Source organism: Corynebacterium sp. A21 (genome assembly GCF_052266655.1).
Taxonomy (GTDB): Bacteria; Actinomycetota; Actinomycetes; order Mycobacteriales; family Mycobacteriaceae; genus Corynebacterium.
The window spans coordinates 352,223-375,067 of the sequence record NZ_JBQPQY010000001.1 but is presented as its reverse complement, the minus strand read 5'-3'; the positions used below and the strand labels follow the sequence as shown (position 1 = coordinate 375,067).

21 protein-coding genes are annotated in these 22,845 nt (G+C 63.6%); 11 read left to right on the top strand and 10 right to left on the bottom strand.

Going from position 1 to position 22,845, the window contains the following annotated elements:
- Positions 1-2: 2 nt before the first annotated feature.
- Positions 3-1,133 (bottom strand): histidinol-phosphate transaminase, encoded by a 1,131-nt coding sequence (locus tag ACTU46_RS01685; RefSeq protein WP_443378324.1) that lies wholly within the window; start codon positions 1,131-1,133, stop codon positions 3-5.
- Between the two features lie 5 nt (positions 1,134-1,138).
- Positions 1,139-2,470 carry a histidinol dehydrogenase gene (hisD, locus tag ACTU46_RS01680; RefSeq protein ID WP_443378322.1) on the bottom strand — a complete coding sequence of 444 codons (1,332 nt, stop codon included), beginning with the start codon at positions 2,468-2,470 and terminating at the stop codon, positions 1,139-1,141.
- Between the two features lie 255 nt (positions 2,471-2,725).
- On the opposite strand from hisD, the gene ACTU46_RS01675 reads away from it, so the two are divergent.
- Positions 2,726-4,009, top strand: coding sequence for a YbjN domain-containing protein (locus ACTU46_RS01675; protein ID WP_443378320.1), 1,284 nt, complete (start codon positions 2,726-2,728; stop codon positions 4,007-4,009).
- A 23-nt stretch (positions 4,010-4,032) separates the two neighbouring features.
- Here the strand turns inward: ACTU46_RS01675 and ACTU46_RS01670 are convergent, their stop codons facing one another.
- Positions 4,033-4,569, bottom strand: coding sequence for a hypothetical protein (locus ACTU46_RS01670; RefSeq protein WP_443378318.1), 537 nt, complete (start codon positions 4,567-4,569; stop codon positions 4,033-4,035).
- A gap of 25 nt (positions 4,570-4,594) precedes the next feature.
- Entirely contained in the window at positions 4,595-5,275 is a 681-nt protein-coding gene (locus ACTU46_RS01665; protein WP_443378316.1) for a hypothetical protein, read from the bottom strand.
- A gap of 188 nt (positions 5,276-5,463) precedes the next feature.
- Between ACTU46_RS01665 and ACTU46_RS01660 the strand changes: the two genes are divergently transcribed.
- Positions 5,464-6,009 (top strand): TetR family transcriptional regulator, encoded by a 546-nt coding sequence (locus tag ACTU46_RS01660; protein ID WP_443378314.1) that lies wholly within the window; start codon positions 5,464-5,466, stop codon positions 6,007-6,009.
- Here ACTU46_RS01660 and nadC read toward each other — a convergent pair.
- Positions 6,006-6,878: a carboxylating nicotinate-nucleotide diphosphorylase gene (gene nadC, locus ACTU46_RS01655; protein WP_443378312.1), complete on the bottom strand. Its 873-nt coding sequence runs from the start codon at positions 6,876-6,878 to the stop codon at positions 6,006-6,008. The two genes, ACTU46_RS01660 and nadC, sit on opposite strands and share 4 nt — an antisense overlap.
- A 239-nt stretch (positions 6,879-7,117) precedes the next feature.
- On the opposite strand from nadC, the gene glgX reads away from it, so the two are divergent.
- Positions 7,118-9,631: a glycogen debranching protein GlgX gene (gene glgX, locus ACTU46_RS01650; protein ID WP_443378310.1), complete on the top strand. Its 2,514-nt coding sequence runs from the start codon at positions 7,118-7,120 to the stop codon at positions 9,629-9,631.
- 28 nt (positions 9,632-9,659) lie between these two features.
- Here the strand turns inward: glgX and ACTU46_RS01645 are convergent, their stop codons facing one another.
- Positions 9,660-10,064: a winged helix-turn-helix transcriptional regulator gene (locus tag ACTU46_RS01645; RefSeq protein WP_443378308.1), complete on the bottom strand. Its 405-nt coding sequence runs from the start codon at positions 10,062-10,064 to the stop codon at positions 9,660-9,662.
- 106 nt (positions 10,065-10,170) lie between these two features.
- Here ACTU46_RS01645 and ACTU46_RS01640 point away from each other — a divergent pair, with 106 nt between their 5' ends.
- The 7 genes from ACTU46_RS01640 to ACTU46_RS01610 all read left to right on the top strand — a co-directional run bounded on the left by ACTU46_RS01640 (position 10,171) and on the right by ACTU46_RS01610 (position 18,394).
- Positions 10,171-10,794 (top strand): NAD(P)-dependent oxidoreductase, encoded by a 624-nt coding sequence (locus ACTU46_RS01640; RefSeq protein ID WP_443378306.1) that lies wholly within the window; start codon positions 10,171-10,173, stop codon positions 10,792-10,794.
- 231 nt (positions 10,795-11,025) lie between these two features.
- The gene (locus tag ACTU46_RS01635) at positions 11,026-12,483 is read left to right on the top strand and encodes an exonuclease domain-containing protein (RefSeq protein ID WP_443378304.1); all 1,458 of its coding nucleotides are present in this window, start codon (positions 11,026-11,028) and stop codon (positions 12,481-12,483) included.
- Positions 12,484-12,617: 134 nt separating this feature from the next.
- The gene (locus tag ACTU46_RS01630; RefSeq protein WP_443378302.1) at positions 12,618-13,325 is read left to right on the top strand and encodes a hypothetical protein; all 708 of its coding nucleotides are present in this window, start codon (positions 12,618-12,620) and stop codon (positions 13,323-13,325) included.
- A gap of 147 nt (positions 13,326-13,472) precedes the next feature.
- Positions 13,473-16,001, top strand: a complete 2,529-nt coding sequence (treY, locus tag ACTU46_RS01625; protein ID WP_443378300.1) for a malto-oligosyltrehalose synthase — start codon at positions 13,473-13,475, stop codon at positions 15,999-16,001.
- A 13-nt stretch (positions 16,002-16,014) separates the two neighbouring features.
- A complete protein-coding gene (locus ACTU46_RS01620; RefSeq protein WP_443378298.1) occupies positions 16,015-17,028 on the top strand; it encodes a GTP pyrophosphokinase in 1,014 nt (337 codons plus the stop codon).
- 46 nt (positions 17,029-17,074) lie between these two features.
- Positions 17,075-17,206 carry a hypothetical protein gene (locus ACTU46_RS01615; RefSeq protein ID WP_443378296.1) on the top strand — a complete coding sequence of 44 codons (132 nt, stop codon included), beginning with the start codon at positions 17,075-17,077 and terminating at the stop codon, positions 17,204-17,206.
- A 138-nt stretch (positions 17,207-17,344) separates the two neighbouring features.
- Positions 17,345-18,394 carry an Atu2307/SP_0267 family LLM class monooxygenase gene (locus ACTU46_RS01610; protein ID WP_443378294.1) on the top strand — a complete coding sequence of 350 codons (1,050 nt, stop codon included), beginning with the start codon at positions 17,345-17,347 and terminating at the stop codon, positions 18,392-18,394.
- Between the two features lie 18 nt (positions 18,395-18,412).
- Here the strand turns inward: ACTU46_RS01610 and ACTU46_RS01605 are convergent, their stop codons facing one another.
- From ACTU46_RS01605 to ACTU46_RS01595, 3 genes are read right to left on the bottom strand one after another with little or no spacing between them, the layout of a single operon-like run.
- The gene (locus ACTU46_RS01605) at positions 18,413-18,793 is read right to left on the bottom strand and encodes an RNA-binding S4 domain-containing protein (RefSeq protein WP_443378292.1); all 381 of its coding nucleotides are present in this window, start codon (positions 18,791-18,793) and stop codon (positions 18,413-18,415) included.
- Positions 18,794-18,796: 3 nt separating this feature from the next.
- Positions 18,797-19,030 carry a hypothetical protein gene (locus tag ACTU46_RS01600; RefSeq protein WP_443378290.1) on the bottom strand — a complete coding sequence of 78 codons (234 nt, stop codon included), beginning with the start codon at positions 19,028-19,030 and terminating at the stop codon, positions 18,797-18,799.
- A gap of 14 nt (positions 19,031-19,044) precedes the next feature.
- Positions 19,045-19,677: an IMPACT family protein gene (locus tag ACTU46_RS01595; protein WP_443378288.1), complete on the bottom strand. Its 633-nt coding sequence runs from the start codon at positions 19,675-19,677 to the stop codon at positions 19,045-19,047.
- Positions 19,678-19,730: 53 nt separating this feature from the next.
- Between ACTU46_RS01595 and treZ the strand changes: the two genes are divergently transcribed.
- Positions 19,731-21,485, top strand: coding sequence for a malto-oligosyltrehalose trehalohydrolase (gene treZ / locus ACTU46_RS01590; RefSeq protein ID WP_443378286.1), 1,755 nt, complete (start codon positions 19,731-19,733; stop codon positions 21,483-21,485).
- On the opposite strand, the gene ilvA is transcribed toward treZ, so the two are convergent.
- Positions 21,486-22,790 carry a threonine ammonia-lyase IlvA gene (gene ilvA, locus ACTU46_RS01585; protein WP_443378284.1) on the bottom strand — a complete coding sequence of 435 codons (1,305 nt, stop codon included), beginning with the start codon at positions 22,788-22,790 and terminating at the stop codon, positions 21,486-21,488.
- Positions 22,791-22,845: the final 55 nt, after the last annotated feature.

Sequence of the window (22,845 nt, the reverse complement as noted above, 5' to 3'; positions counted from 1 at the left end):
TTCTAGAGGTTGGCTGCGGCGACGGCCTGGGCCGCAGCCAGGAAGGCATCGTTTTCCGAGGGCAGACCGATGGTGGTGCGGAGGTAGCCCGCCACACCGACATCCCGGATCAGCACATCGTGGTCGAGGAAGGCCTGCCACGCGGCGTGTTGGTCATGGAAACGACCGAAGAAGACGAAGTTGGATTCACTGGGGACGATCTCGAAGTCGAGCTCGCTCAGCCGGGCGACGACCCGGTCACGTTCCGCAGCCAGCTTTGCGACGGTTGCAAGGGTGTCACCGCTGTGGCGCAGGGCCACGGTCGCTGCAGCCTGGGAGAGCACTGAGAGATGGTACGGCAGGCGCACCAGCATGACCGCCTCGATGAAGGCCGGGGCCGCGACGAAGTAGCCCAGCCGGCCGCCAGCGAAGTCGAAGGCCTTGGACATGGTGCGGGAGACCACCAGTTTCGCCGGGTACTCCGCGATCAGGGTGGTCGCGGAGGGAGAGGGTGAGAACTCGGCGTAGGCCTCATCGACGATGACGATGCCGGGGGCGGCCGCAATCAATTCGCGGATGACCTCGAGCGGGGTGACATCACCGGTGGGGTTGTTCGGGGTGGTGATGAAGATGATGTCCGGGGCGTGCTCGGCGATGGCTGTCAGGGCGGCAGCCTTGTCGATGCGGAAATCCGCGCCGCGGGGGCAGTTGAGGAACTCGGTCTGGGTACCGGCCGCGAGGATGGGGTGCATGGAATAACTCGGCTGGAAACCCAGCACCTTGCGGCCTGGCCCACCGAAGGCCTGGAGCAGCTGCTGCAGCACCTCATTGGAACCATTGGCGGCCCAGAGGTTGTCCTTGGATACCTCAACACCGGTCTGCGTCGAGACATACCCGGCCAGGGCCTCACGCAGCACCACGGCATCGCGTTCGGGGTAGCGGTTGAGGTCGGCGGCGACCTTGTCCACGGTGGCCACCAGATCCTGGATCAGCGCAGCCGAGGGCGGGTAGGGGTTTTCATTGGTGTTGAGCCGGATGGGAACCTCCAGCTGCGGTGCCCCATAGGCGGACTTACCACGAAGTTCCGCCCGCAGCGGCAGCGCAGCGAGCTCGGTGGCCGCGGCGAGGGCGGCCGGCTGGCGTGTTTCAGTCATGGGTGTTACTCCTTTTCCTGCGCGGCGCGCAGGTCTTCAAAGCGGGCGCGGATCGCCTCACCGTGGGCTGGGAGGTCCTCGGCGTCGGCAAGCGCGATCACGGTATCGCTGATCTCCTTCAGCGCCGGCTCATCGTATTCAATGAGGTTGACCGGGCGCAGGAAGGTGTGGGTGGTCAGGCCCGAGCTGAAACGCGCGGTGCCGGAGGTCGGCAGCACGTGATTGGAGCCGGCGGCGTAGTCACCCAGTGGGACTGGGGCGAAATCACCGACGAAGATGGCACCGGCGTTGCGGATCCGCTCGGCGACGGCGCGGGCGTTGCGGGTGTGAACCTCAAGGTGCTCCGCAGCGTAGGCGTCGGCGGCGGCGATGGCGGTCTCCAGATCATCGACCAGGACGATGCCGGACTGCTGTCCCTTCAGCGCCTCTGACACTCGCTCAGCGTTGCGGGTGATGCCGTAGCGGGCTTGGACCTCGATGTTGACCTGCTCGGCCAGCTCGGCGGAATCAGTGATCAGCACTGAGGCGGCAAGGACATCATGCTCCGCTTGGCTGATCAGGTCATAGGCGACGTTGACGGCATTGGCGGAATCATCGGCCAAAATGGCGATCTCGGTGGGGCCCGCCTCGGAATCAATGCCAACCACCCCATTGACCAGGCGTTTCGCGGCAGTGACGAAGATATTTCCCGGGCCGGTGATTTTGTCCACCGGCTCCAGCTCCGCCGAATCATCACCGTAGGCCAGCAGCGCGATCGCCTGTCCACCACCGACCGCCCAGACCTCTTCCACGCCCAGCAGCTCACAGGCAGCCAGGATGGTCGGGTGCGGCAGGCCACCGAACTGTTCCTGTGGCGGGGAGGCGACCACCAGGGACTCCACCCCGGCTTCCTGGGCGGGCACCACATTCATGATCACGCTGGAGGGGTAGACGGCATTGCCGCCGGGAACGTAGAGACCTACGCGGGCCACCGGCAGGAACACCTCGGTGACGGTAGCACCGGGGCCCAGCTGCGTGGTGTGAGAGGCCGGCACCTGTTCGGCGTGCACTGTACGCACCCGGACGATGGCTTCCTCCAGCGCCTCGCGCACCTTCGGCTCCAGTTCGGACAGCGCCCTGCGCAGTTCCTCCGGTGCCACGCGCACCGATGATGGTCTCACCTTGTCGAACTTCTCGCTGTACTCCAGGGCCGCTTCGGCCCCACGGTGTCGAACCGCCTCAACCATCGGTGCCACGATCGGCAGGACCGCATTGACATCCGTGCCGCCCCGGGGAAGGGCACGGCGAAGTTCACTCACGGAAGGGGTTCGACCACGCAGGTCGATCAGGTTCAGCATGGGAGACAGCTTTCTGGGGTTCTCGAGCCGATGGGCAATGGCAAGCCTATTTCCCGCTACTGTGACCTCGGGGATCCCGGGACCACCGCAGCCGGATCAGACCGCACGGTCTCATTGTATGCGCTACCCGAGAGTGCACTGAAAACCCCCCTCAAACCACACATGGCTCTGACCTCAGCGGTTAGAATGAAGGATCACTGTCACCCACCCCCGATAGGGTGAGGTGCCCCGGACCATCAGAGGAATCAACCCACCTTGAGCGAACATGCTGCCGGTCCTGGCCACACCAAAGGACCCCGCCCCGAGCCCGTCACCTTAGCTGCGGTTAAGGCTGCCGGGGAGAGCTTCGGCTACAGCTCCTACCCCGCCAGTGACCGGCTCATCTTCCCCTGGAACGATCACCGGGTCACGGTTTTCCTCCTGGGCGGCCACGGCCTGAGCACTGATTCCCCCGAAACCCTGGTCTTCGACGGTCAACTCCGTGAGGAGCTCGACCTCAGCGAGGTCAATATGCTCGCCCACACCATCAACACCTGGAACCGGGAACGCCTCGGCCCCACCGTCTCCTTCCGCCTCGATGGACAGGGTCGGCTCAAGCTCCACAGTCGGGCAGCGCTTCAGATCCGTTGCGGCTTCAACGGTGAACAACTGGCCGAAGGTCTCCACGAGACCATGGAAACCATCCAGTTGGCGGTAGCGCAGCTACTGCAGGACTTCCCCCACCTCCGCTATGAGGATGACACCACCGCAGAAATCCGCCACGAGGCCGATGTCAGCGCACTGCAGGAAGCCCTTCCCGGGGCGCTCCAGGACGGCAGTCTTCCGACAAGCACATCGGAAGCGGAGATCCCGCTGCTCATGACCAGACGATCCCCTGGTCCGGACTCCGGCGAACCGGACCCTGAGCGCGAACGCAGTGACCCAGAAGGCGGCAATCACCCCCACCCCGAACCCGGCGAGCCCGGGGACGCTGCCGCAGCCAACTCCCGGGAAAAATCTGCGGTGCCGTTCAATGAGCTGCCCGGCTTCCCGGTTTTCCACGACGACACCCGGGACGAGGAAGACGAGCCGGCTTCGGGTGAGGCTGACCACGATCTGCCCTATCCCGTCAGTCTGGACCGGGTCCGGGACGCCCTGGCGGACCTGGGGGTGCGCAAGACCCGGGGCGACGATGAGGTGATCATCGCCTGGGTCAATGAGGTGCTCTTCGGCTTCTTCCTCGACAACGGTCCCAGCTACCTGGTCAAGGGGCACTGGGATCCGGGCCTGGACCCGGAAAGTGACTTCCTCCGGATCTTCCTGCTCTGCAACGATTGGAATGAGTCCGCGATCAACACCAAGGCTTTCTGCCACTCAGATGACGATGGCCTCCAGGTCCGGGTGGAGTTCACCGCCCCAGTCGGCGAAGGACTCAATGATGCCCAACTCGGCCACAATACCGAGGTGGCCATCAACCAGGTGCTCCATGCCCTGGACGTGATCAGCACTGACGCCACCGGGGAATCCGTGGTGCGGTGGCCGCACTCTGGCCGGGACTGAGCGCCGCGGCACACCCGAGGAGACTAATCCTCCTCCGGGGACACCAGTACCGCACACCAGTAGGCCAGCGAGGCCATGAAGGGGGCTGCGGCCAGCGCGATACCGGGATGCATACCTGGTAGCAGCTTAAAGGTCTCCCCCACCGACAGGCTGTCCTGCTCCGGAATCGGATGCAGGACGAGGCTGAGCTGGTCGCCGACCACCAGGAACACCATCGCCCCGAGGAAAGCACAGCAGGTGACCCAGATCAGGGCCACCAGTCCCCTGGTGTGTTCCGAGGTCACGAACATCACCAGCGACATCAGCACCCCCAGAAGTCCGGTGGCAACAGTGTAGGAAATGAAGGACATGAACTCGACGTTGAATGCCGGAGTGAGATAAACCCCACCGGCATCAGTGATGGTGGCATCATAGGTGGGCCGCAGCAGTGCCCACAGGGCCCCGACTCCGGCGTAGACCATCAGGCTCAAGGCAAGAAACCCCGCGAGGGAACCGACGGCCCTGGTCACGGGGCCCCGGTTCGCGCGCGGGGTGGCTGCAGTCTCGGTAGCTCCGGTCATAGGAACTCAGGCTACCCGCTGACGGCTAGTTGCAGAACTTCCAGGCCCCATCCTCCAGACGGAAACGCTGGACGTCGGTCTGGGGCTGGCCCTCAGAAACCGCGGTGACCGACGCAGAGGCCACGTCACCGTCGATCTGAATGTCCTCGACGCTCTCGATGCTCGGGTTCGCCGCAGCGAAGTTGGGGATGAGGTTCAGCGGCACATCCTGAATACCAGCCAGATCGAAGGCGGCGGCGCCACCGTTTTCCTGAATGACTGCGTTGCAGGTGTTGGCCGGCAGGTAACCGATGAAGCCGTGGAGGGTAGTGGCCTCGTACATGCCGTTGACCAGCTCGGTGATGGCAGTCTGATCGGCCTCATTTGCGGGCTGGCCGCCTTCAACCGGAGCCAGCTCAGCGAAGGTGAGCTGGCTGGCGGCCAGCGGGTCGGCGGCGGTGACAGCCGGATCAATCGCGGCATCTTCCGCTACTGCACTGGAGTTCTCTGCACCTGCGGCAGCCTCGGTGGAGTCCGCGGCAGCAGATTCCTCATTGGCGGTGGTCTCGCTGACGACCTCCGAGTTGGAGACCTCTACAGCTGCCGAGCTGGCAGTGGTCGTGGTGTCGGCGGCCTCCTCAGAGGTGGAGCTACAGGCACCCAGAACCAGCGGGGCGATGAGTGCGGATGCGACCAAGGTCTTCTTGAGGGGGGAAAGAATCGGCACTGAAAGTATCTCCTGAATCGGTAGTAGGTCGCAGCAAAAACGTGGGAAACTGCAAGCGTACACATGTTTTCCCGAGCAAACTGCGCACGTACCGGAAAAGGTTACCAACTTCCCCAAACAAGCACCTTTATTTATCCTTAAAATTCCGTACATTTCGGCCAGTGGGCGGCGCCGACTAGTGTGGTTTCGTGCGACTTTCCAGGGAGAAGATCCTCGAGGCCGGGCTGGATATCCTTAATTCCTATGGCCTAGCCGACATGACCATGCGCCGTCTAGCCACCCATCTTGGGGTAGCGCCGGGCGCACTGTACTGGCATTTCGCAAATAAGCAGACCTTGATCGAATCAATCGCCCGGACAATCCTCGCCCCGGCCCTCCAACCGATTTCTGAGTCCTCAGAATCTGACCCCGCCACCTGGTGCACTGTGTTGAGGAACACACTCCTACTACACCGTGATGGGGCAGAGCTGGTGAGCGCTGCACTGTCGATGACCTCCCTCCATGGAGAGCTTCTCGACGCGCTCGCCACCCGCCTCGCCATCCCGGGCGGCGATGGCCGGGTCGGTGCCGCAACACTGCTTCACTTCGTGATGGGTTCCACTGTCCTCGAGCAGTCAGCCCGACAGGCAGCGGAAAGCACGGGCACCGATTCGGCACACCTGCCCGCCGAAGAGGATTTCTACCGCGGCCTGGAGATCATCCGTTCCGGACTCAACACCCTCCGGCAGGGCTAGGAATGGATCTCGAGCACCAGGTCGAGCGCGGTGACCGAGCGGGTCAACGCCTCCACCGCAATAAAGTCCACGCCGCAGTTCGCCAGGTCAACGGCCTCCGTCAAGCTCAGGCGCCCGCCTGATTCCAGCATGGTGTTCACGGAGAGGGCATTGCGTCGCTGCACCGCGGTCTGAGTCTGCCAGAGCTCGAAACTCTCGAGCTTGATTTCCTCCGGATGTTCCCGGAGGACCTCATCGAGCTGCTCGAGGTTATGCACATCGACCTCGCACCATTTCTGCGGGGCTTTGGCACGCACCGCCCGCAGTGCCGGTACCAGACCGCCGACAGCGGCAGCGTGGTGGACCTTAACCATCGCCCGGTCGCCGAGCCCGAGACGGTGATTAAACCCCCCGCCGACCCGGACGGAATACTTCTGTAACATCCGCAGCCCCGGCAGGGTGCTGCGAGAATCCCGGATTCGGGCACCGCTCCCAGCCACAGCGTCAACCCAGACCGCCGTGGCGGTGGCGATCCCAGACATGTGGGTGAGCAGGTTGAGCATGGTCTGTTCTGCGGTGAGCAGGTCGCGGGTCAGGGCGTCGATAAACAACACCACATCGCCCGGTTCCACCCGAGCCCCGTCACGCACCCTGGGTGTGATCCGGAAGTCGCCGGTCGATACCTGGGCAAGTACCCGGGTCATCAGCTCGACTCCGGCGATGGTTCCCGCCTCCCGGGCGCGGATGACCGCGATACTACGTTCATCGGGCCCCACAGTCGCCCTGGTGGTCACATCCGGGCCATAAGCCAAGTCCTCCTGGAGCGCTGCGGCAATGATCCGGTCAGCGATCTCCAGGTCGAGTTCCATCTGGACGAACTCCGGTGCCATGTCGCTCTCCATCTACTGGGTGGATATCTCTTGAGTCTACGCCGCTCCGCGTCGCATCTGGGCTGGTTTCTCCACACCTGGCACGCTTTGCGACACCGCACCCACCCCGGACCTCAGCTACCAGGAGAATTTTCCTGGAACTAAACTAGTTTCTTCAGGGAAATAACGTTTTAACCTGGGACTCCCCCATCTACGGCATAACAGGTGATCGCGCCGCTAGGACACTATGCTTAGCAACCATGACTTCAACTACTGCTCCATTTCCGGTCTGGCCCGGCGACGCTTACCCGCTCGGGTCTACCTATGACGGGGCAGGAACAAACTTCGCCATTTTCTCTGATGTCGCCGATAAAGTGGAACTCTGCCTCATAGACCGTGAAGAGAACGAGGTCCGGATCGACCTCGCGGAAGTAGATGCCCACGTCTGGCACTGCTACCTCCCCGGGATTCAGCCCGGTCAGCGTTATGGCTACCGCGTACACGGCCCTTATGACCCCGCCAACGGCAAGCGCTGTGATCCGAATAAGCTCCTCGTGGACCCTTATGCCCGCGCTTTCGACGGCGAGTTCGACGGCCACCCCTCATTGTTCAGCTATGACATCACTGACCCAGACAACCCGCACGGCCGCAATAATGAGGACAGCCTCGGTCACACCATGAAGTCCGTGGTCATCAATCCCTTCTTCGACTGGGGCTCCGATCGTTCTCCGCGCACGTCTTATAATGAGACGGTCATTTATGAGGCTCACGTCAAGGGCATGACCATGACCCACCCGGATATCCCGGACTCCCTCCGTGGCTCCTATGCGGGTCTGGCCCACCCCTCGATCATCAGCTATCTCAAAGATCTGGGTGTCACCGCCATCGAGCTGATGCCGGTCCACCAGTTCCTCCAGGATGACCGCCTCCGTGATCTCGGCCTGCGCAACTACTGGGGATACAACACCTTCGGCTTCTTCGCTCCGCACCAGGATTATGCCGCCGCCCGCAAGCCCGGCAGCGCGGTCAGTGAGTTCAAGGGCATGGTCCGTGCCTACCATGAGGCCGGCCTCGAGGTCATTCTCGATGTGGTCTACAACCACACCGCCGAGGGCAACCACCTCGGCCCGACCATCGCCTTCCGCGGCATCGACAATGAGGCCTACTACCGGCTCGTCGACGATGACAAGTTCCATTACATGGACTACACCGGAACCGGCAACTCGCTGAATGTCCGACACCCGCACTCCCTGCAGTTGCTCATGGATTCCCTGCGGTATTGGGTCACGGAAATGCGTGTCGACGGCTTCCGCTTTGACCTCGCTTCCACGCTGGCCCGTGAATTCAACGATGTGGACCGCCTGGCAACCTTCTTCGATCTGGTCCAGCAGGATCCGGTGGTCTCCCAGGTCAAGCTCATCGCCGAGCCCTGGGACGTCGGAGAGAACGGCTACCAGGTGGGCAATTTCCCGCCGCTGTGGACCGAGTGGAACGGTAAATACCGCGACACCGTCCGCGACTTCTGGCGCGGTGAGCCCGCCACCCTGGGCGAGTTCGCTTCCCGGCTGACCGGCTCCTCGGACCTCTACGCCAACAATGACCGTCGCCCCACCGCCTCGATCAACTTCATCACCGCTCACGATGGTTTCACCCTCAATGACCTGGTCAGCTACAACAATAAGCACAACATGGCCAATGGTGAGGACAACCGGGATGGTGAGAGCCACAACCGTTCCTGGAATCACGGTGTCGAAGGACCCACCGAGGATCCGGAGATCATCGCGCTGCGACACCGCCAGGTCCGCAACTTCATGACCACCCTGCTGCTCAGCCTGGGAACCCCCATGATTTCCCACGGTGACGAGATCGGTCGCACCCAAGGCGGCAACAACAACGTCTACTGCCATGACAGCGAGCTGGCATGGATGGACTGGGAGCAGTTGGATAAGAACGCGGCGCTGCACGGCTTTGCCAAGCGACTGCTCAATATCCGTAAGCGCCACCCGGTTTTCCGTCGTCGCCGCTTCCTCGCCGGTGGCCCCCTGGGTGCCGATGTCCGGGACCGTGACATCGCCTGGTTGGTCCCCTCCGGCAAGCTGATGACCCAGTCCGACTGGGACTTCGCCTTCGGCAAGTCCCTGATGGTCTACTTCAATGGTGACGCCATCACCGAGCCGGACTCCCGCGGCGAGAAGATCAAGGATGACTCTTTCATCCTGATGTTCAACGCCCACCATGAGCCGATCGCCTTCACCCTGCCGCCGACCTACTTCGGCCAGAAATGGCAGCTGATCGTCGACACCACCGAGGATTCCGGCTACCCGCTGGAGGCCGAGGTCATCGACGCCGGTGGCACCATTGAGGTCCCCGCGCGTGCCAGCATGGTGCTCAAGCAGATCGAACCTGCCATCTACGACGACTATGAACCGGCCGCCGAGCTTAACGCACTGCGTACCGAGGCCGAGATCAACGAAGAGTCCCCGGAAGCCGAAGTAGCTGAGGAGGCCACTGCGGCAACTCCTGAAGAAAACACCGAAGCAGCTACCTCAGAACAGCTAGAGGACAGCGATGCAGCTGCGACCGAGGCCGCTGAAGGTACTGCAGCTGAGCCGGAAGCCGCTCCGGAAGCAGCCGAGCCCGTCGAGCCAGCTGAGGGTCCGGAGGGTCCGGAGGGTGCAGACACGCATCCCGAGGCCGAGCCCAAAGAGACCACGGAGCCGAAGAAAGTGACCGCACCGGTGAAGGATATTTACAGCGCCGAGGATCCCCTCTAATCAGTGCACACCAGAAGGTGGACGAGGATCAGTGATCCCCGTCCACCTTCTGCCTGTCTCTGCTACTCAGGACCTCCCCCATGTGGTCGACCGTCCACCCCACCAGGGCATGCAACACCGGCAATGTGGAACGACCCAACTCGGTGAGTTCATATTCCACGCGCGGTGGGATTTCCCGGTATTCGGTACGCCGCACCAGGCCATCAGCAACCAGGCGCTGCAGGCGCTGGGAGAGCATCTTCTGGGAGATGCCGTCGACGGCCTTCTCCAATTCCCCGAAGCGCCGGGCACCGGTACCCAGGGAGGTGAGAATCAGGATCGCCCACTTCTCACCGACCGAGTCCAGCAGTCCCCGGCTGATACATCCCCGACTGTAGGGATCCCAGGGTAGGTCCGGCGTGGATTGCGGGAAACCCGAATTCTCATCTTTCATGATCTCAGCTTAATCCTTGAAGAAAATTAGTGCTTTACTTTAGTAAGTATTGTGGTTAAGGTGAGTACTTGCTACGGCAACCTACTAGAGGATGAGGAATTTAACCATGAGCACAATCAGCATCATTGGCGCGACCGGCATGATCGGCCAGGATATCGCCCGCGAGGCAATCTCCCGGGGCCACCAAGTTATCGGCACCAACCGCTCCGGAGCCACCGATTCCCCGATCAAGGGCGTGGAATACCGCTCCGTCGAGCTGACCGACACCGCCGCCGCGGTTGCCCTCGCCGAGGAAAGCGATGTACTGGTCATCTCCGTCGCCGGTGGCCGCGAGACCGGCGACTTCAGCCACATCATCAAGGCTCATCAGGATCTGATCGACGCCGCCCCGAAAACCCGCCTCTTCATCGTCGGCGGCGCTGGCGGACTCGAGACCGAGGACGGCACCCTGCTCATCGACGCCGGTGTCATCCCCGAAGAGTACGCCGATGAACCGAAGGCCTTTGTCGAGGTGCTCAAGGCCTACCGTGCCTCCGCAGCTGAACTCAACTGGGTCATGCTCGCCCCTTCCCCGGTCATTGAGCCCGGCGAAAAGACCGCCTCCCACAAGCTTTCCGACGCCGTCCCCGCCGGTGACAAGGTCAGCACCGGCACCTTCGCCGTCGCCGCCCTGGACGAGATCGAAAAGCCCGCGCACCAGCGCGCCCGCTTCACCGTCGCCAACGCTTAAACATCCTCCGGAACTACTTCCCAACCGGCGCTGATCTGCACTGAAAGATCAGCGCCGGTTCTCTGTCTCTGCTGCTAAAAGTGGTTTCCCGGGGGACGAAGAGAGGGGCTGGGGTCGGTGACCGGTCTCACGGGTAAGCTTGCCGGAGAATACCGAGCCGGGGCTTGAACGACCTTGAAGTCCGCCTTAGATATCAGCCCCGGACGACACAGCAGGAAGGACCCCCGTACCGTGATCCCCGCCCAAGGTGCGCAGCTGACAGTCAGTAATGACTCCATCCAGATCCACTACTCAGAGCTGCTGACCGCTCTTTATGGTTCCGATGTCGAAGTCGAGGTCTCCCGGATCACCGGCATCAACCACACCAGCCCCACCGCATTGACCTCGGGAGCGGTGCAGTTGGTGGGTCCAGACCTCACCATCACCTTCGCCCCCAACCAGCAGGACGCCGCCGCCGAATTCCAGGCCGCCGTGCAGGCCGCTCTCCGCGGCGAAGCTACCGGTGCCCCGATGGTCCCGGGATTGAACTTCGTCGGTTTCGATGTCGAGACCGCCAATGACGACTGGGGATCCATCTGCCAGATCGGCGTGGTCCGCTACATCGATGGGGTGGAGGTCGCCGCCGAGTCCTGGCTGTGCACCCCGCCCCCGGGCCTGGAGCACTTCACGGCAGCCAATATCAGGATCCACGGTATCCGCCCCGAGGATGTCGCTGATCAACCCACCTTCGCGCAACGACTTCCGCAGTTGATCGAGTTCATCGGCGACCTCCCCTTCCTCGCCCACTTCGCGCAATTCGATGCGACCGCCCTCTTCCGGGCCTGCGCCGCTGCCGGAATCGAAGCCCCCGCGCTCTTCTTCGGCTGCAGCCTGGCCTTAGCCCGGCGCGAGCAACTTCCCATCCGCAGTCACTCCCTGCCCTTCGTCGCCGAGCACCTCGGTGTGGAGCTGAAGAAGCACCACGACGCCACCGAGGATGCCCGCGCCTGCGCCGGCATCACCGTGGCACTGGCCCGGGCGAACAAGTTCCAGGGCACTCTTGCGGAGCTCTTCCACAGCCGGAACATGACCATCGGTACGCTGAGCCCGGAGCGGGTGTACCCAGTGCTCCGGGACCGCTCCGGCGCGGGCATCGCCCTGCAGCAGCGCCGATTCGCCGCTGGTCTGGCCGCTGCCGGGGCCCGGATTGATGAAGCTGCCGAGGACCCCACCGGCGGCGGGACCCCGGATGCCGGTTCCCGCTCGGCTTGGGAAGATCCGGTTGTGGCCAGGTCCGGAGCAGATTCTGAGAACGCACTGCTCACCGAAGATGAGATCGCGGCGGAGGCACCGGCCAGCGCACGCCGGGGGCCTGCCCCCTGGGCTGCGGTAGCCACCCCGGACACCATCCCGGAACCCAATGAGCAGGCCGATCCTAATGGCATCCTCTTCGGCCAGCACGTCACCCTCTCCGGGGACTTTGACCCCTTTGAAAAGGGAAGTCTCTGGGCGGGCATCGCCGAACGCGGCGGCCTGGTGGGCAAGAACGTCACCAAGAAGACCACGATCCTGGTGGCTGGCACCTGGGCCACCAAGACCTCCAAGCAGAAGCGCGCCGAGGAATTGATCGCCAAGGGACAGGACATCGCGATCTGGACCGCCGCGGAGCTCTACACTGCCATCGGTTTCGATGAGCAGCCGCCCTTCTAAGATCAGCACAGGGGCTGAGTTAGCGACTGCCCGGAGCTGGGGTTCTTTCCCGCCCCGGGAACCATTCGCTCGGCAACCTGGTCTATGGAGGTAGAGGGTACACCGCGTGCCCGGACCTCCAGGAGCCACCCAGAATGACCACCACCCTCCAGCAACTCGCCCGCAGCGCGCTGCCCGCAGCCGAAGCGCAGCCGCCCACCCAGCTCGCGCGGGGACGGCTACTACCGATGCTGCACCGCGTTGACCAGTTCTCCCGCCCGGGGCTCAGTGACGATGGATTCAGTGACAGTCCCGCAAGCATCGCCCTGTCGCGCCAGCTCCGTGCCGGGCTGCACTGCCATGGCGATTCCCCGGAAAGCCCGGGCTCCGGAGTTAGCCGCGCAACCAGACACACCTCCCTGGTCACAGTGAGTCAGCGGGGTCTGGGCGAGCTGGATCTCTCCCCACAGCAGGCCTGGGATCTGGCGGCAGACAATGTGCTGCATCATTCCCGGGAGGCGGAGGGCATCCGTTTCTACACCCGCCCGGCCGCCATGCTCTTCGCGCAGCCACTGCCCGCACTCCAGGTGGGCGCATCCGGGGCCAGTCCAACCTCCTGGCTGGCACATCCGCACACCTTCACGGTCCTGCATTCCCACCTGCGCCGACTGCTGGGCACCGAGGTTCGATATCTGGCCCCTACCCGGGAGGTACTGCTGGCCTTCCCGGCCAACGCCCCTGAGCTCCGAACCCTCAGCACCCGTCTTGAGGAACACTCCATGGTGCCCGGGGAGGCACTTCTGGGTGGGTGGGAGATCTCCTATGAATGCGGTTTTCCGGCGGTTTCGGGTATTGCTCATTAGGCTGGGCAGGGTCGGATTTCTCCGCTGTGCGGAAAGTCCATGTTGGTGAAGCTCCCGACCCTGGTAGATCCACCGCCAGTAGTAGGTTCGCCGTTTGCCGAAGTTCACCGACCAGGTGGATTTCATCGTCATCACCGGAGGAAGAGCATGTCCCCTCGTCCGATCACCGCAACTTACCGCCTGCAGCTGCGTGGCCCGAAGTCAGACCCCGACGGATCCGGGCGTGCCTTCACTTTCGCTGAGGCCGCTGAGGTCACTCCCTACCTTGCCGAACTGGGAGTCAGCCACCTCTATCTCTCCCCGATCCTGACCGCCCCGCCGGAGTCCAACCACAACTATGACGTGATTGACCCGACCGAGATCAACCCGGAACTGGGCGGGATTGAGGGGCTGCGCAAATTCGCTGAGGTGGCGCATGCGGAAGGCCTCGGCCTGATCATGGACATCGTTCCCAACCATGTCGGGATCGATCAACCGGAGTTAAACCCTTGGTGGTGGGATGTCCTGACCCATGGCCGGGACTCCGAATATGAGTACTACTTCGACATCGACTGGCACCAGGACAATGGTGCCGGGGGCAGGCTGGGGATGCCGATCCTCGGCGCACCCGAGGACATCGAGAAGCTTGAACTCCGCGAGCACGAGGGCGAACCCGTGCTGGCCTACTTCGACAATATCTTTCCGGTGCGCCCCGGCAGCTTCAACACCCTCGATGATGATCCCCGTGAGGTCCATGAGAAGCAGTGCTACCGGCTGATGTACTGGCGCGACGGGGTGATCAGTTACCGCCGCTTCTTCTCCGTCAACGGCCTGGCAGGTATCCGGCAGGAGGACCCGCGGGTTTTTGAGCACAGCCACCGTATCCTGCGCCAGTTGATCGCCGAGGATCTCATCGACGGGGTCCGCGTAGACCACCCGGATGGGCTCTCCGACCCCTTCGACTACCTCACCCAGCTGCGAGAACTGATCGGCCCGGAACGCTGGCTGATCGTCGAGAAGATCCTCGGTGTGGAGGAGCCCCTGGATCCGCGTCTCGCGGTGGATGGCTCCACCGGTTATGACGCGCTGCGGGAACTCGACGGGGTGTTCATCAACCGTGAGTCCGAGGACAATCTCTCCATGCTCTCCCTGCAGCAGTCCGGCTCCACCTGGGATGAGGCAGCTATCACCGCCTCCGAACAGGAACTCAAGCGTGAGGTCGCCCGCCATGAGCTCTCCGCCGAGGTCCGCCGGCTAGCGCGGGCGATGCGCCGGGATAATTTCTCCACCGCCGGCAGCTCAGTCTCCGATGAGCAGCTGATCACCACCATCGTCGAGCTGGTCGCCGCGATGCCGGTCTACCGAGCCGACTACATCTCCCTGTCCCGGATGGTGGCCACCCTCGTCGCGGAGATGAGCAAACGCTTCCCCTCACGACGCGGCGCCCTCGATCTGATCGCCGCAGGTCTGCTCGCGGACTCTGAGGCCAAGATCCGCTTCGCACAGGTCTGTGGCGCGGTCATGGCCAAGGGTGTCGAGGACACCACCTTCTACCGGGCCGCCCGGCTCATTGCGCTGCAGGAGGTCGGCGGCGCGCCGGGCCGCTTCGGGGTCTCGGCGGCGGAGTTCCACCTGCTCCAGCAGGAACGTGCCCGCCTGTGGCCGGCCACCATGACCACCTTGTCCACCCATGACACCAAGCGTGGTGAGGACGTCCGCGCCCGGATCATCGAGCTGACCGAGATCCCCGATGAGTTTGCGGAGTTCGTGCGCCGGATCACCGCCGTGGTGCCCGCCCCCGATGAGGGAACCGGACATTTTCTGTTGCAGAACCTGCTCGGCATCTGGCCGGTGGGAGGCGAGGTCCCCGAATCACTGCGCAAGCGATTCCAGGCTTATGCTCTCAAGTCGATCCGGGAAGCCGGGGTCCACACCACCTGGACAGATCCGGACGCCCGCTTCGAGAAAGCCATCCAAGACTGGGTGGACGTGCTTCTCGACGGGCCCGTCACCGGCCTGATCACCACCTTCATCGCCCCACTTCACCGCGCTGCGGTGCAGATTTCGCTGGGCCGAAAGTTGCTGCAGCTGATCGGCCCCGGCATCCCGGACACCTACCAGGGCACCGAATTCTTCACCGATCATCTGGTGGACCCGGATAACCGCCGCTTCGTCGACTACACCGCCCGCCACCAGTCCCTGTCGCTGCTCAAGGAGGGCGTGGACTGGTTCGCGATCGCCGAGGAAAGTTATTCGGACCTCGAAGACAGCGAATCCGAAGACCGCAGCAGCGAGGATTTTGATGCCTACCCACACCTGGCGGTGCACGCCGACCGTGCCAAGCAAGCCCTGATTCACGCGGCGCTGAAGATTCGGCAGAATTCCCCGGAGTTGTTCTCCGCCGGGGACCACCAGGCGGTGTTCGCCGAAGGGCCGGCGGGGTCGCACCTCATCGGCATGGCCCGGGGCGTGGACTCCGGTGCCGCGGGATTGGAGGTCATCGCCTTGGCCACCAGGCTCCCGATGGTCCTGCAGCGTGAGGGGGGCTGGCGGGAGACCACCCTGACGCTGCCTTCCGGCACCTGGTATGAGGAACTCTCCGGCCGGGAGTTCAGTGGAACCGTTCCCGTGACGGAGGTGCTGCAGGTCCTGCCGACCGCACTGCTGCGTCGGATGGCTGAGCCGGTGAAGGAGTAGAGTCGCTCTCGCCATGAACAACAAAGTGATCGCCCGGTTGGGGAGCTACTACCACGAGTGGATCCGCTCCCACCCTTTCGCCGCCGCCGAATTCTCGGAGGCGCTGGAGGATCTCCTCAGCGATGGTGGGGTCACCTACGACCGGGTGTGGGCCCGGATCAAGGACTGGCCCTCGCTGAAGATGAAGGCCCGGAAACGTAACCCGGACGGTAGCCCGCAGTACCCGGAGCCCTGGTCTGATATCCATGACATCGTCGGCGTTCGGGTGACCACTTATCACTCCACGGAAATTCCGGCGGCGATCTCACTGCTGCGGGACTCCTTCAAGGTGCACCGCAATGTGGACAAAACCACCGAAACCCGGATCTCCGGCACCTTCGGTTATGGTTCCCACCACCTGGTTCTCGAGGTCAACGAGGATTCCCCGGAGGAACTCGAGGAGTTCCGGGGGTTGACCTTTGAGGTTCAGATCCGCACCGTGCTACAGCACGCCTGGGCCGAGTTCGAGCATGATATCCGCTACAAGCGGGGCCCCGAGGCGCCGGACCCGGCGGTCGACCGGGCGTTTACCCTGGCGGCCGGCCTCATCGAATTGGCGGACCAGCAATTCGACCTGATCGCCACGGTCCAGTCCACTGCGGAGAACACCGCGGTGGATGAGGTGGAGTTGAGTGCCGAAACCCTGCCCGGGGTGTTGGCGGTGCTCCTGGGTAACCGCTTCCCACGGCCGCGTTCCGATCTTTTCCGCTGGCTCGGTGAGATCCTCACCGCCAATGGAGTGACCACCGTGGCGGAACTGCGGCTACTGCTCAATGTCGGGGACATCGAGACCCTGAGCCGGGCGATGAACTACCGGTTCCGGCCGGGCCAGGTCCGACTCATCGATGATCTCCTGCTGCGCCGTTATGGTGATGATCACATCAGCCGCACTGGAGCCACCGGCTCGCGTGCCGCGCAGCGGGCACAACAATTAAAGTCCCGCTTAGACAAGATGCGTCGCGCCCACATCACGGTGGAAAAAGGGTAACGTCGCTCGGGTATCAGCGCCCTAATATTTAAGGAGTTTTACCCCCATGAGCAGTATTTCCATCCGTGAAGATTTCCCGGTCCTCGCAGACCAGATCCACGTCTGGGCGCTGGCAACCGCAGACTTCTTCCGCGATTTCGGCATCAATTTCCCGCCAGCCACCTGGGGCCTGTGGTAATCAGCAGGTTCTAGCACCGCCTGGTTTCACTCTGGCACCTCGGTGCTTCATCTGAGCGCTATCGGATCCCTCCGAAAACTGATATTGTTGACGTGTCACTTACATTAGCAATCAAATCAGTCTCTGCGAGGGATCTTCATGTCTTCCCATCACGTTCAATTCGGTCTCGACACCTTCGGCGATGTCACCCACGACGCCGACAATAAACCACTGCCACACGATCAGGTCATTAGAAACGTCGTCGCTGAGGGTATCCTCGCCGACAAGTCCGGGGTGGATGTCTTCGGTGTCGGCGAACACCACCGCGATGATTTTGCCGTCTCCGCCCCCGATATCGTGCTGACCGCCATCGCCGCGCAGACCGAAAATATCCGGCTGACGACTTCGGTCATCGTGCTCAGCTCCGATGATCCGATCCGCATCTTCGAGCGCTTCTCCACCCTCGACGCAATCTCCTCGGGTCGCGCTGAAATGACCCTGGGACGCGGCTCCTTTATCGAATCTTTCCCGCTCTTCGGCTATGACCTGGACAAATACGAGGTCCTCTTCGAGGAGAAACTCGACCTCATGCGCCACGTCCTCGAGGCAGACAAGGCTGGCGAGGGTGTGACCTGGAGCGGCACCATCCGGGGCAGTCTCGAGGACCAGAAGCTCTACCCACCGAGTACTGCCGGGCTCAAGGCCTGGGTTGCCGTCGGCGGGTCCCCGGAGTCCGTGGTCCGCGCCGCACGTCAGAAGATGCCGCTGATGCTGGCGATCATCGGTGGCGAATCCCGTCGCTTCCTGCCCTTCGTGGATCTCTACCACCGGGCCAACAAGGAACTGGGCAACCCGGACATGCCGGTGGGTATCCACTCCCCCGGGCTGATCGCCGCCACCGATGCCGAGGCCCAGGACCGGCTCTATTTCCAGTGGATGGCCATGCAACGCCGGGTCGGTGCCGAACGTGGCTGGCCGGCCCCGACCAAGGGCCAATTCCTGCAGGAGATCAACAGCGGATCCCTCTACGTCGGCTCCCCCGATACCGTCGCCGCGAAGATCGCCGACACGGTCGAGGCTCTTAATCTGGACCGCTTCACCCTGAAGTATTCCAATGGCCCGGTGCTCCACGAGCACGCCATGGACACCATCCGCAGCTACGGCGAGGACGTCATCCCGCGGGTACGACGCATCCTGGACGGCCGCTAACCCAGCTTTTCGACGCCCTCAGGGACGTCCGCGCAGTTCATCGAGCTGCCGGCGTTCCCGCTTGGTCGGCCGGCCGGCCCCGCGATCACGCTGCGGCTGCGAAGCCAGGATCTCCTTCGGTGGGGGCGGCGGGGAATGATCGGCATAGCAAAGCCGGGCCGCCGGGGCGCCGAGCCTTTTCCTCGGGGTATCGAGCACCTCGACATCTATTTCCCGGTGATCACGCCACACGCGGACCCGATCACCGGGGACCACCTGTTGCGCCGGCTTCACCGAAACACCGTTGACCTTGATATGCCCGGCGCGGCAGGCCTCAGCAGCCATGGACCGGGTCTTGATGAGTCGGACCGCCCACACCCAGGCGTCTACCCGGACCGGGGTGCCGGCGGAGGCAGGCATGGCTTATACCTGGTCCTTGTGGTTGATGATCCGGGTGACCTTGCGGTATGCGGCGAGGCCACCGACGACGGCGACGATCAGTCCCAGGATCAGGAAGGTCCAGTTCGTGAGGATCAGGGTCAGTGCGATACCGCCGATGATGCCGCCACCGACGGCGATGGCTCCATTGCGGGTGTGCTTACGAACGGCCTGCTTGCGCTGCTCGATGGGGTTGTGGGGGTGCTGCTGCATGCTCATGGGCAACAGTCTAGTCAGTTGCTCTCCACCCATGCGGAACCAGCTTCCTCCGGGGAGATCTGACCGGAGGTCACCGCCGCCAGCAGGGAGTTCAGGGTCGCGAGCTCCCCGGGGTCAATGGCCAGGGTGTAGGTCACGGCAGCGCCATATTCACTGCCCACCACATCAGCTCCGCGGGCCCGGAGTTCTGCCTCCCAGCGGCCGGCCTCGGAGTGCGGAAATTCCACAGTGTAGAGCTCGCGTTCCGCCCGGGTGACCCGGTTGACCAGTGGCAAGGCCTCTCCGACGGAGTTGGAGTAGGCGTGGACCAGTCCCCCGGCACCGAGCTTGATGCCACCGAAGTAGCGGACCACCACCACCGCCAGGTCCAGCATCCCGGAGCCGCGCAGCATATCCAGCATGGGCTTTCCGGCGGTACCGGCAGGTTCACCGTCATCGCTGGATCTTTCAATGGGGTTCGCACGCTCGACATGGAGGATGAAGGCACTGCAGTGGTGGCGGGCATCGGGGTATCGGTGGCGGGTCTCGGCGATGAACTCGCGGGCCTCGCTCTCAGAGCGGACCCGCCTGATCAGGGTGATGAATCGGGAGCGCTTGACCTCCCGTTCATGGGTGGTCGTGACTCCGGCGGCGGGTAGTTGATACATGTTCGCCGATTCTACCGATGGCGGCGTCGGCTCCCCTCTCCTACGCTGGGCATATGACTTCGCTGCGATCACACCGCCCCCACACCGTCTGGGCGCCCCATGCCCACGATGTCCGTCTGGTGCTGCGCACCGCGGATGGCCAGGAGCAGTTACACCCGATGTCCTCTGGTACAGGTGGCTGGTGGAGCAGTACGGTGCCCGCCACCCCGGGGCAACACTACGGCTTCCGGGTCGATGCCGGCGAGGGATTTTCCCCCACCCTCCCCGACCCTCGTTCCACCTCCCTGCCGGAGGGGGTGCACGGCCTCAGCCGGGTGGACTCCCCCGACTTCGCCTGGTCAGATGATTCCTGGCGGGGGCGGGTATTGCCCGGCAGTGTGCTCTATGAATTGCATGTGGGGACCTTCAGCCCCCGCGGTGACTTCGCCGGGGTCGTCGAAAAGCTCCCCTACCTCGCGGACCTGGGGGTCAGCGCCATCGAGCTGATGCCGGTCCAGCCCTTCGGCGGGGAGCGGAACTGGGGCTATGACGGGGTCGCCTGGCTGGCGGTGCAGGAAAGCTACGGCGGGCGCGAGGGCCTGAAAAACCTTGTCGACGCCGCGCACCGGGCGGGCATTGCGGTTTACCTCGACGTCGTGTTCAACCACTTCGGCCCCGAAGGCAACTACAACGGTTTCTTCGGCCCCTATACCTCGGGGGGCTCCACCGGCTGGGGTGAGGTGATCAATATCAACGGGCCCGATTCCGATGAGGTCCGCGCCTTCATCCTCGATGCCGTGCGGCAGTGGTTCGCCGAATTCCACATCGACGGGCTACGGCTGGATGCCATCCATGCTCTCGATGACACCGGGGCGCAGTCCATCCTGGCCCAGATGCAGCACATCGCCGATGAGCTCACCGCCACCACCGGGGTTCCCCGCACCTTGATCGCGGAGTCTGATCTCAACGATCCTCGCGTGATCACCGCTCCGGCGGCTGGCGGTCTCGGCCTGGCGGCCCAGTGGGCCGATGATATCCATCATGGACTGCACACCCTCATCTCCGGTGAGCAGCACGCCTACTACGCCGATTTCGGTTCCCTCGAAGCCTTGCTGAAGACGCTGCGGGCGGCCTACTTCTTCACCGGAAACTACTCCAGCTACCGCGGCCGCCATCACGGTCGGCCGGTTAATCGCGAGCTGATTCCGGCGCACCGCTTCATCGCCTACACCACCACGCATGACCAGACCGGGAACCGGGCGGCTGGCGATCGGCCCTCGATGACGCTGAGCCCGGCGCAGCAGGTGCTCAAGGCCGCGGTGATCTACTTTTCCCCTTATACCCCGATGTTGTTCATGGGTGAGGAGTTCGGGGCGCAGACGCCCTTCCCCTTCTTCGTCTCCCACAGCGATGATGAACTCAACCGGCTGACCCGCGAAGGCCGCCGCCGCGAGTTCGCCCGCTCCGGGTGGTCTGAGGACGAGGTCCCCGACCCCGCCGCGCCGGCCACCTTCGAGTCCGCGAAGCTGGACTGGAACTTCGATGCCCCGGCCTCCGAGATCCTCGGCGCTTATCGACGCCTCCTCCAGCTGCGCCGCGAACTCGGCCTGGCCCGCCCCCGCCTGGATCAGCTCCGGGTGGAAGGCGGCACCGAGGACCATCCCTGGCTGCTGATGGGCCATGCGGATGTGCTCCTGCTGGCCAACTTCTCCGCGGAGCCGGTCGAGGTCCCCCACGGCGGGGAACTGATCTACAGCTTCACCTCCCCCGAGGTGCAGGAGGACCGCACCCGGCTTGATGCCTGGGGCTTCGCCCTGATCCGGCCTTAGCTAGATCAGGAAGGAGTACTCCGGGGTGCCCGGGTGCAGCTGCTGGCAGTCGATACGGGAGGCCTCCATCCGCTCGAGCAAGGACTGCAGGTTGGCGGCGGCACCCAGCTCCAGACCAACCAGCGCAGCGCCGGTCTCGCGGTTATTGCGCTTGAGGTACTCGAAGCGGGTGATGTCATCATCCGGGCCGAGGATGTTCTCCAGGAAGTTGCGCAGTTGGCCCGGTTCCTGCGGGAAGTTGACCAGGAAGTAGTGCTTCAGTCCGCGGTGGACCAGGGAGCGCTCCATGACCTCGCCATAACGCAGCACGTCATTGTTGCCGCCGGAGATGATACAGACGACCACCTCTCCCGGGGTCAGGTGCAGCTCGCGCAGGCCGGCCACGGACAGGGCACCTGCAGGCTCGGCGATGATGCCTTCTGACTGGTAGAGGTCGAGCATCTCGGTGCAGACCGCGCCCTCGGAAACATCGAGGATATGCAGCCGCCCCTGGTTGCGCTCGATGATCTCATAGTTGAGGTCACCGATCCGCTTGACCGCGGCACCATCGACGAAAGTATCCACCTCCGACAGTGTGACCGGGCCGCGGTTAGCCAGGGCGGCCTGTAGGGAGGCTGCACCGGAGGGCTCCACCCCGACGATGGCGGTCCGCGGGGCCATGTCCGCGAAATAGCTGATGACACCGGCCAGCAGGCCACCGCCACCGACCGGGACGACCACCGTGTGGGCAGACTTGCCCAGGGAGGTCAGCTGGCTGAGAATCTCGGCGGCGACGGTGCCCTGGCCGATGATCGTGTTGCGGGCGTCGAAGGGCTCGATCATCAGGGCACCGGTCTCGGCGGCGTCGGCACGCGCGGCAGCTGCCGCCTCATCGAAGTTGGCTCCGGTGACCACCAGTTCCACATGCTCACCACCGTGAACACGGATCCGGTCACGCTTCTGCTTCGGGGTCTTGGACGGCACGTAGATCCGGCCCTGAATCCCCAGCTGATGGCAGGCATAAGCCACACCCTGGGCATGATTACCGGCCGAGGCGGCGACAATGCCGGCGGCCCGCTCCTCAGTACTGAGCTGACTGATGGAGTTGTAGGCACCACGGATCTTGTAGGAGCGCACATCCTGTAGGTCCTCGCGCTTGAGGTAGACCTCTGCACCGAGCTCTTCGGAGAGCCGCGGGCAGTACTGCAGCGGGGTCGGGGCGATCACCGTGGAAATTCGAGCCTGAGCCTGCTGGACATCAGCGGCGCGAATCGGCTCGGAAGGTACCGAGGTCGGAATGGTGTCGGTGTTCAGTGAATCGCTCATGGGTCAAAAGTTTAGACCCTTCTGATACAGGATCAGAGTCCGCAACCCACTTAAC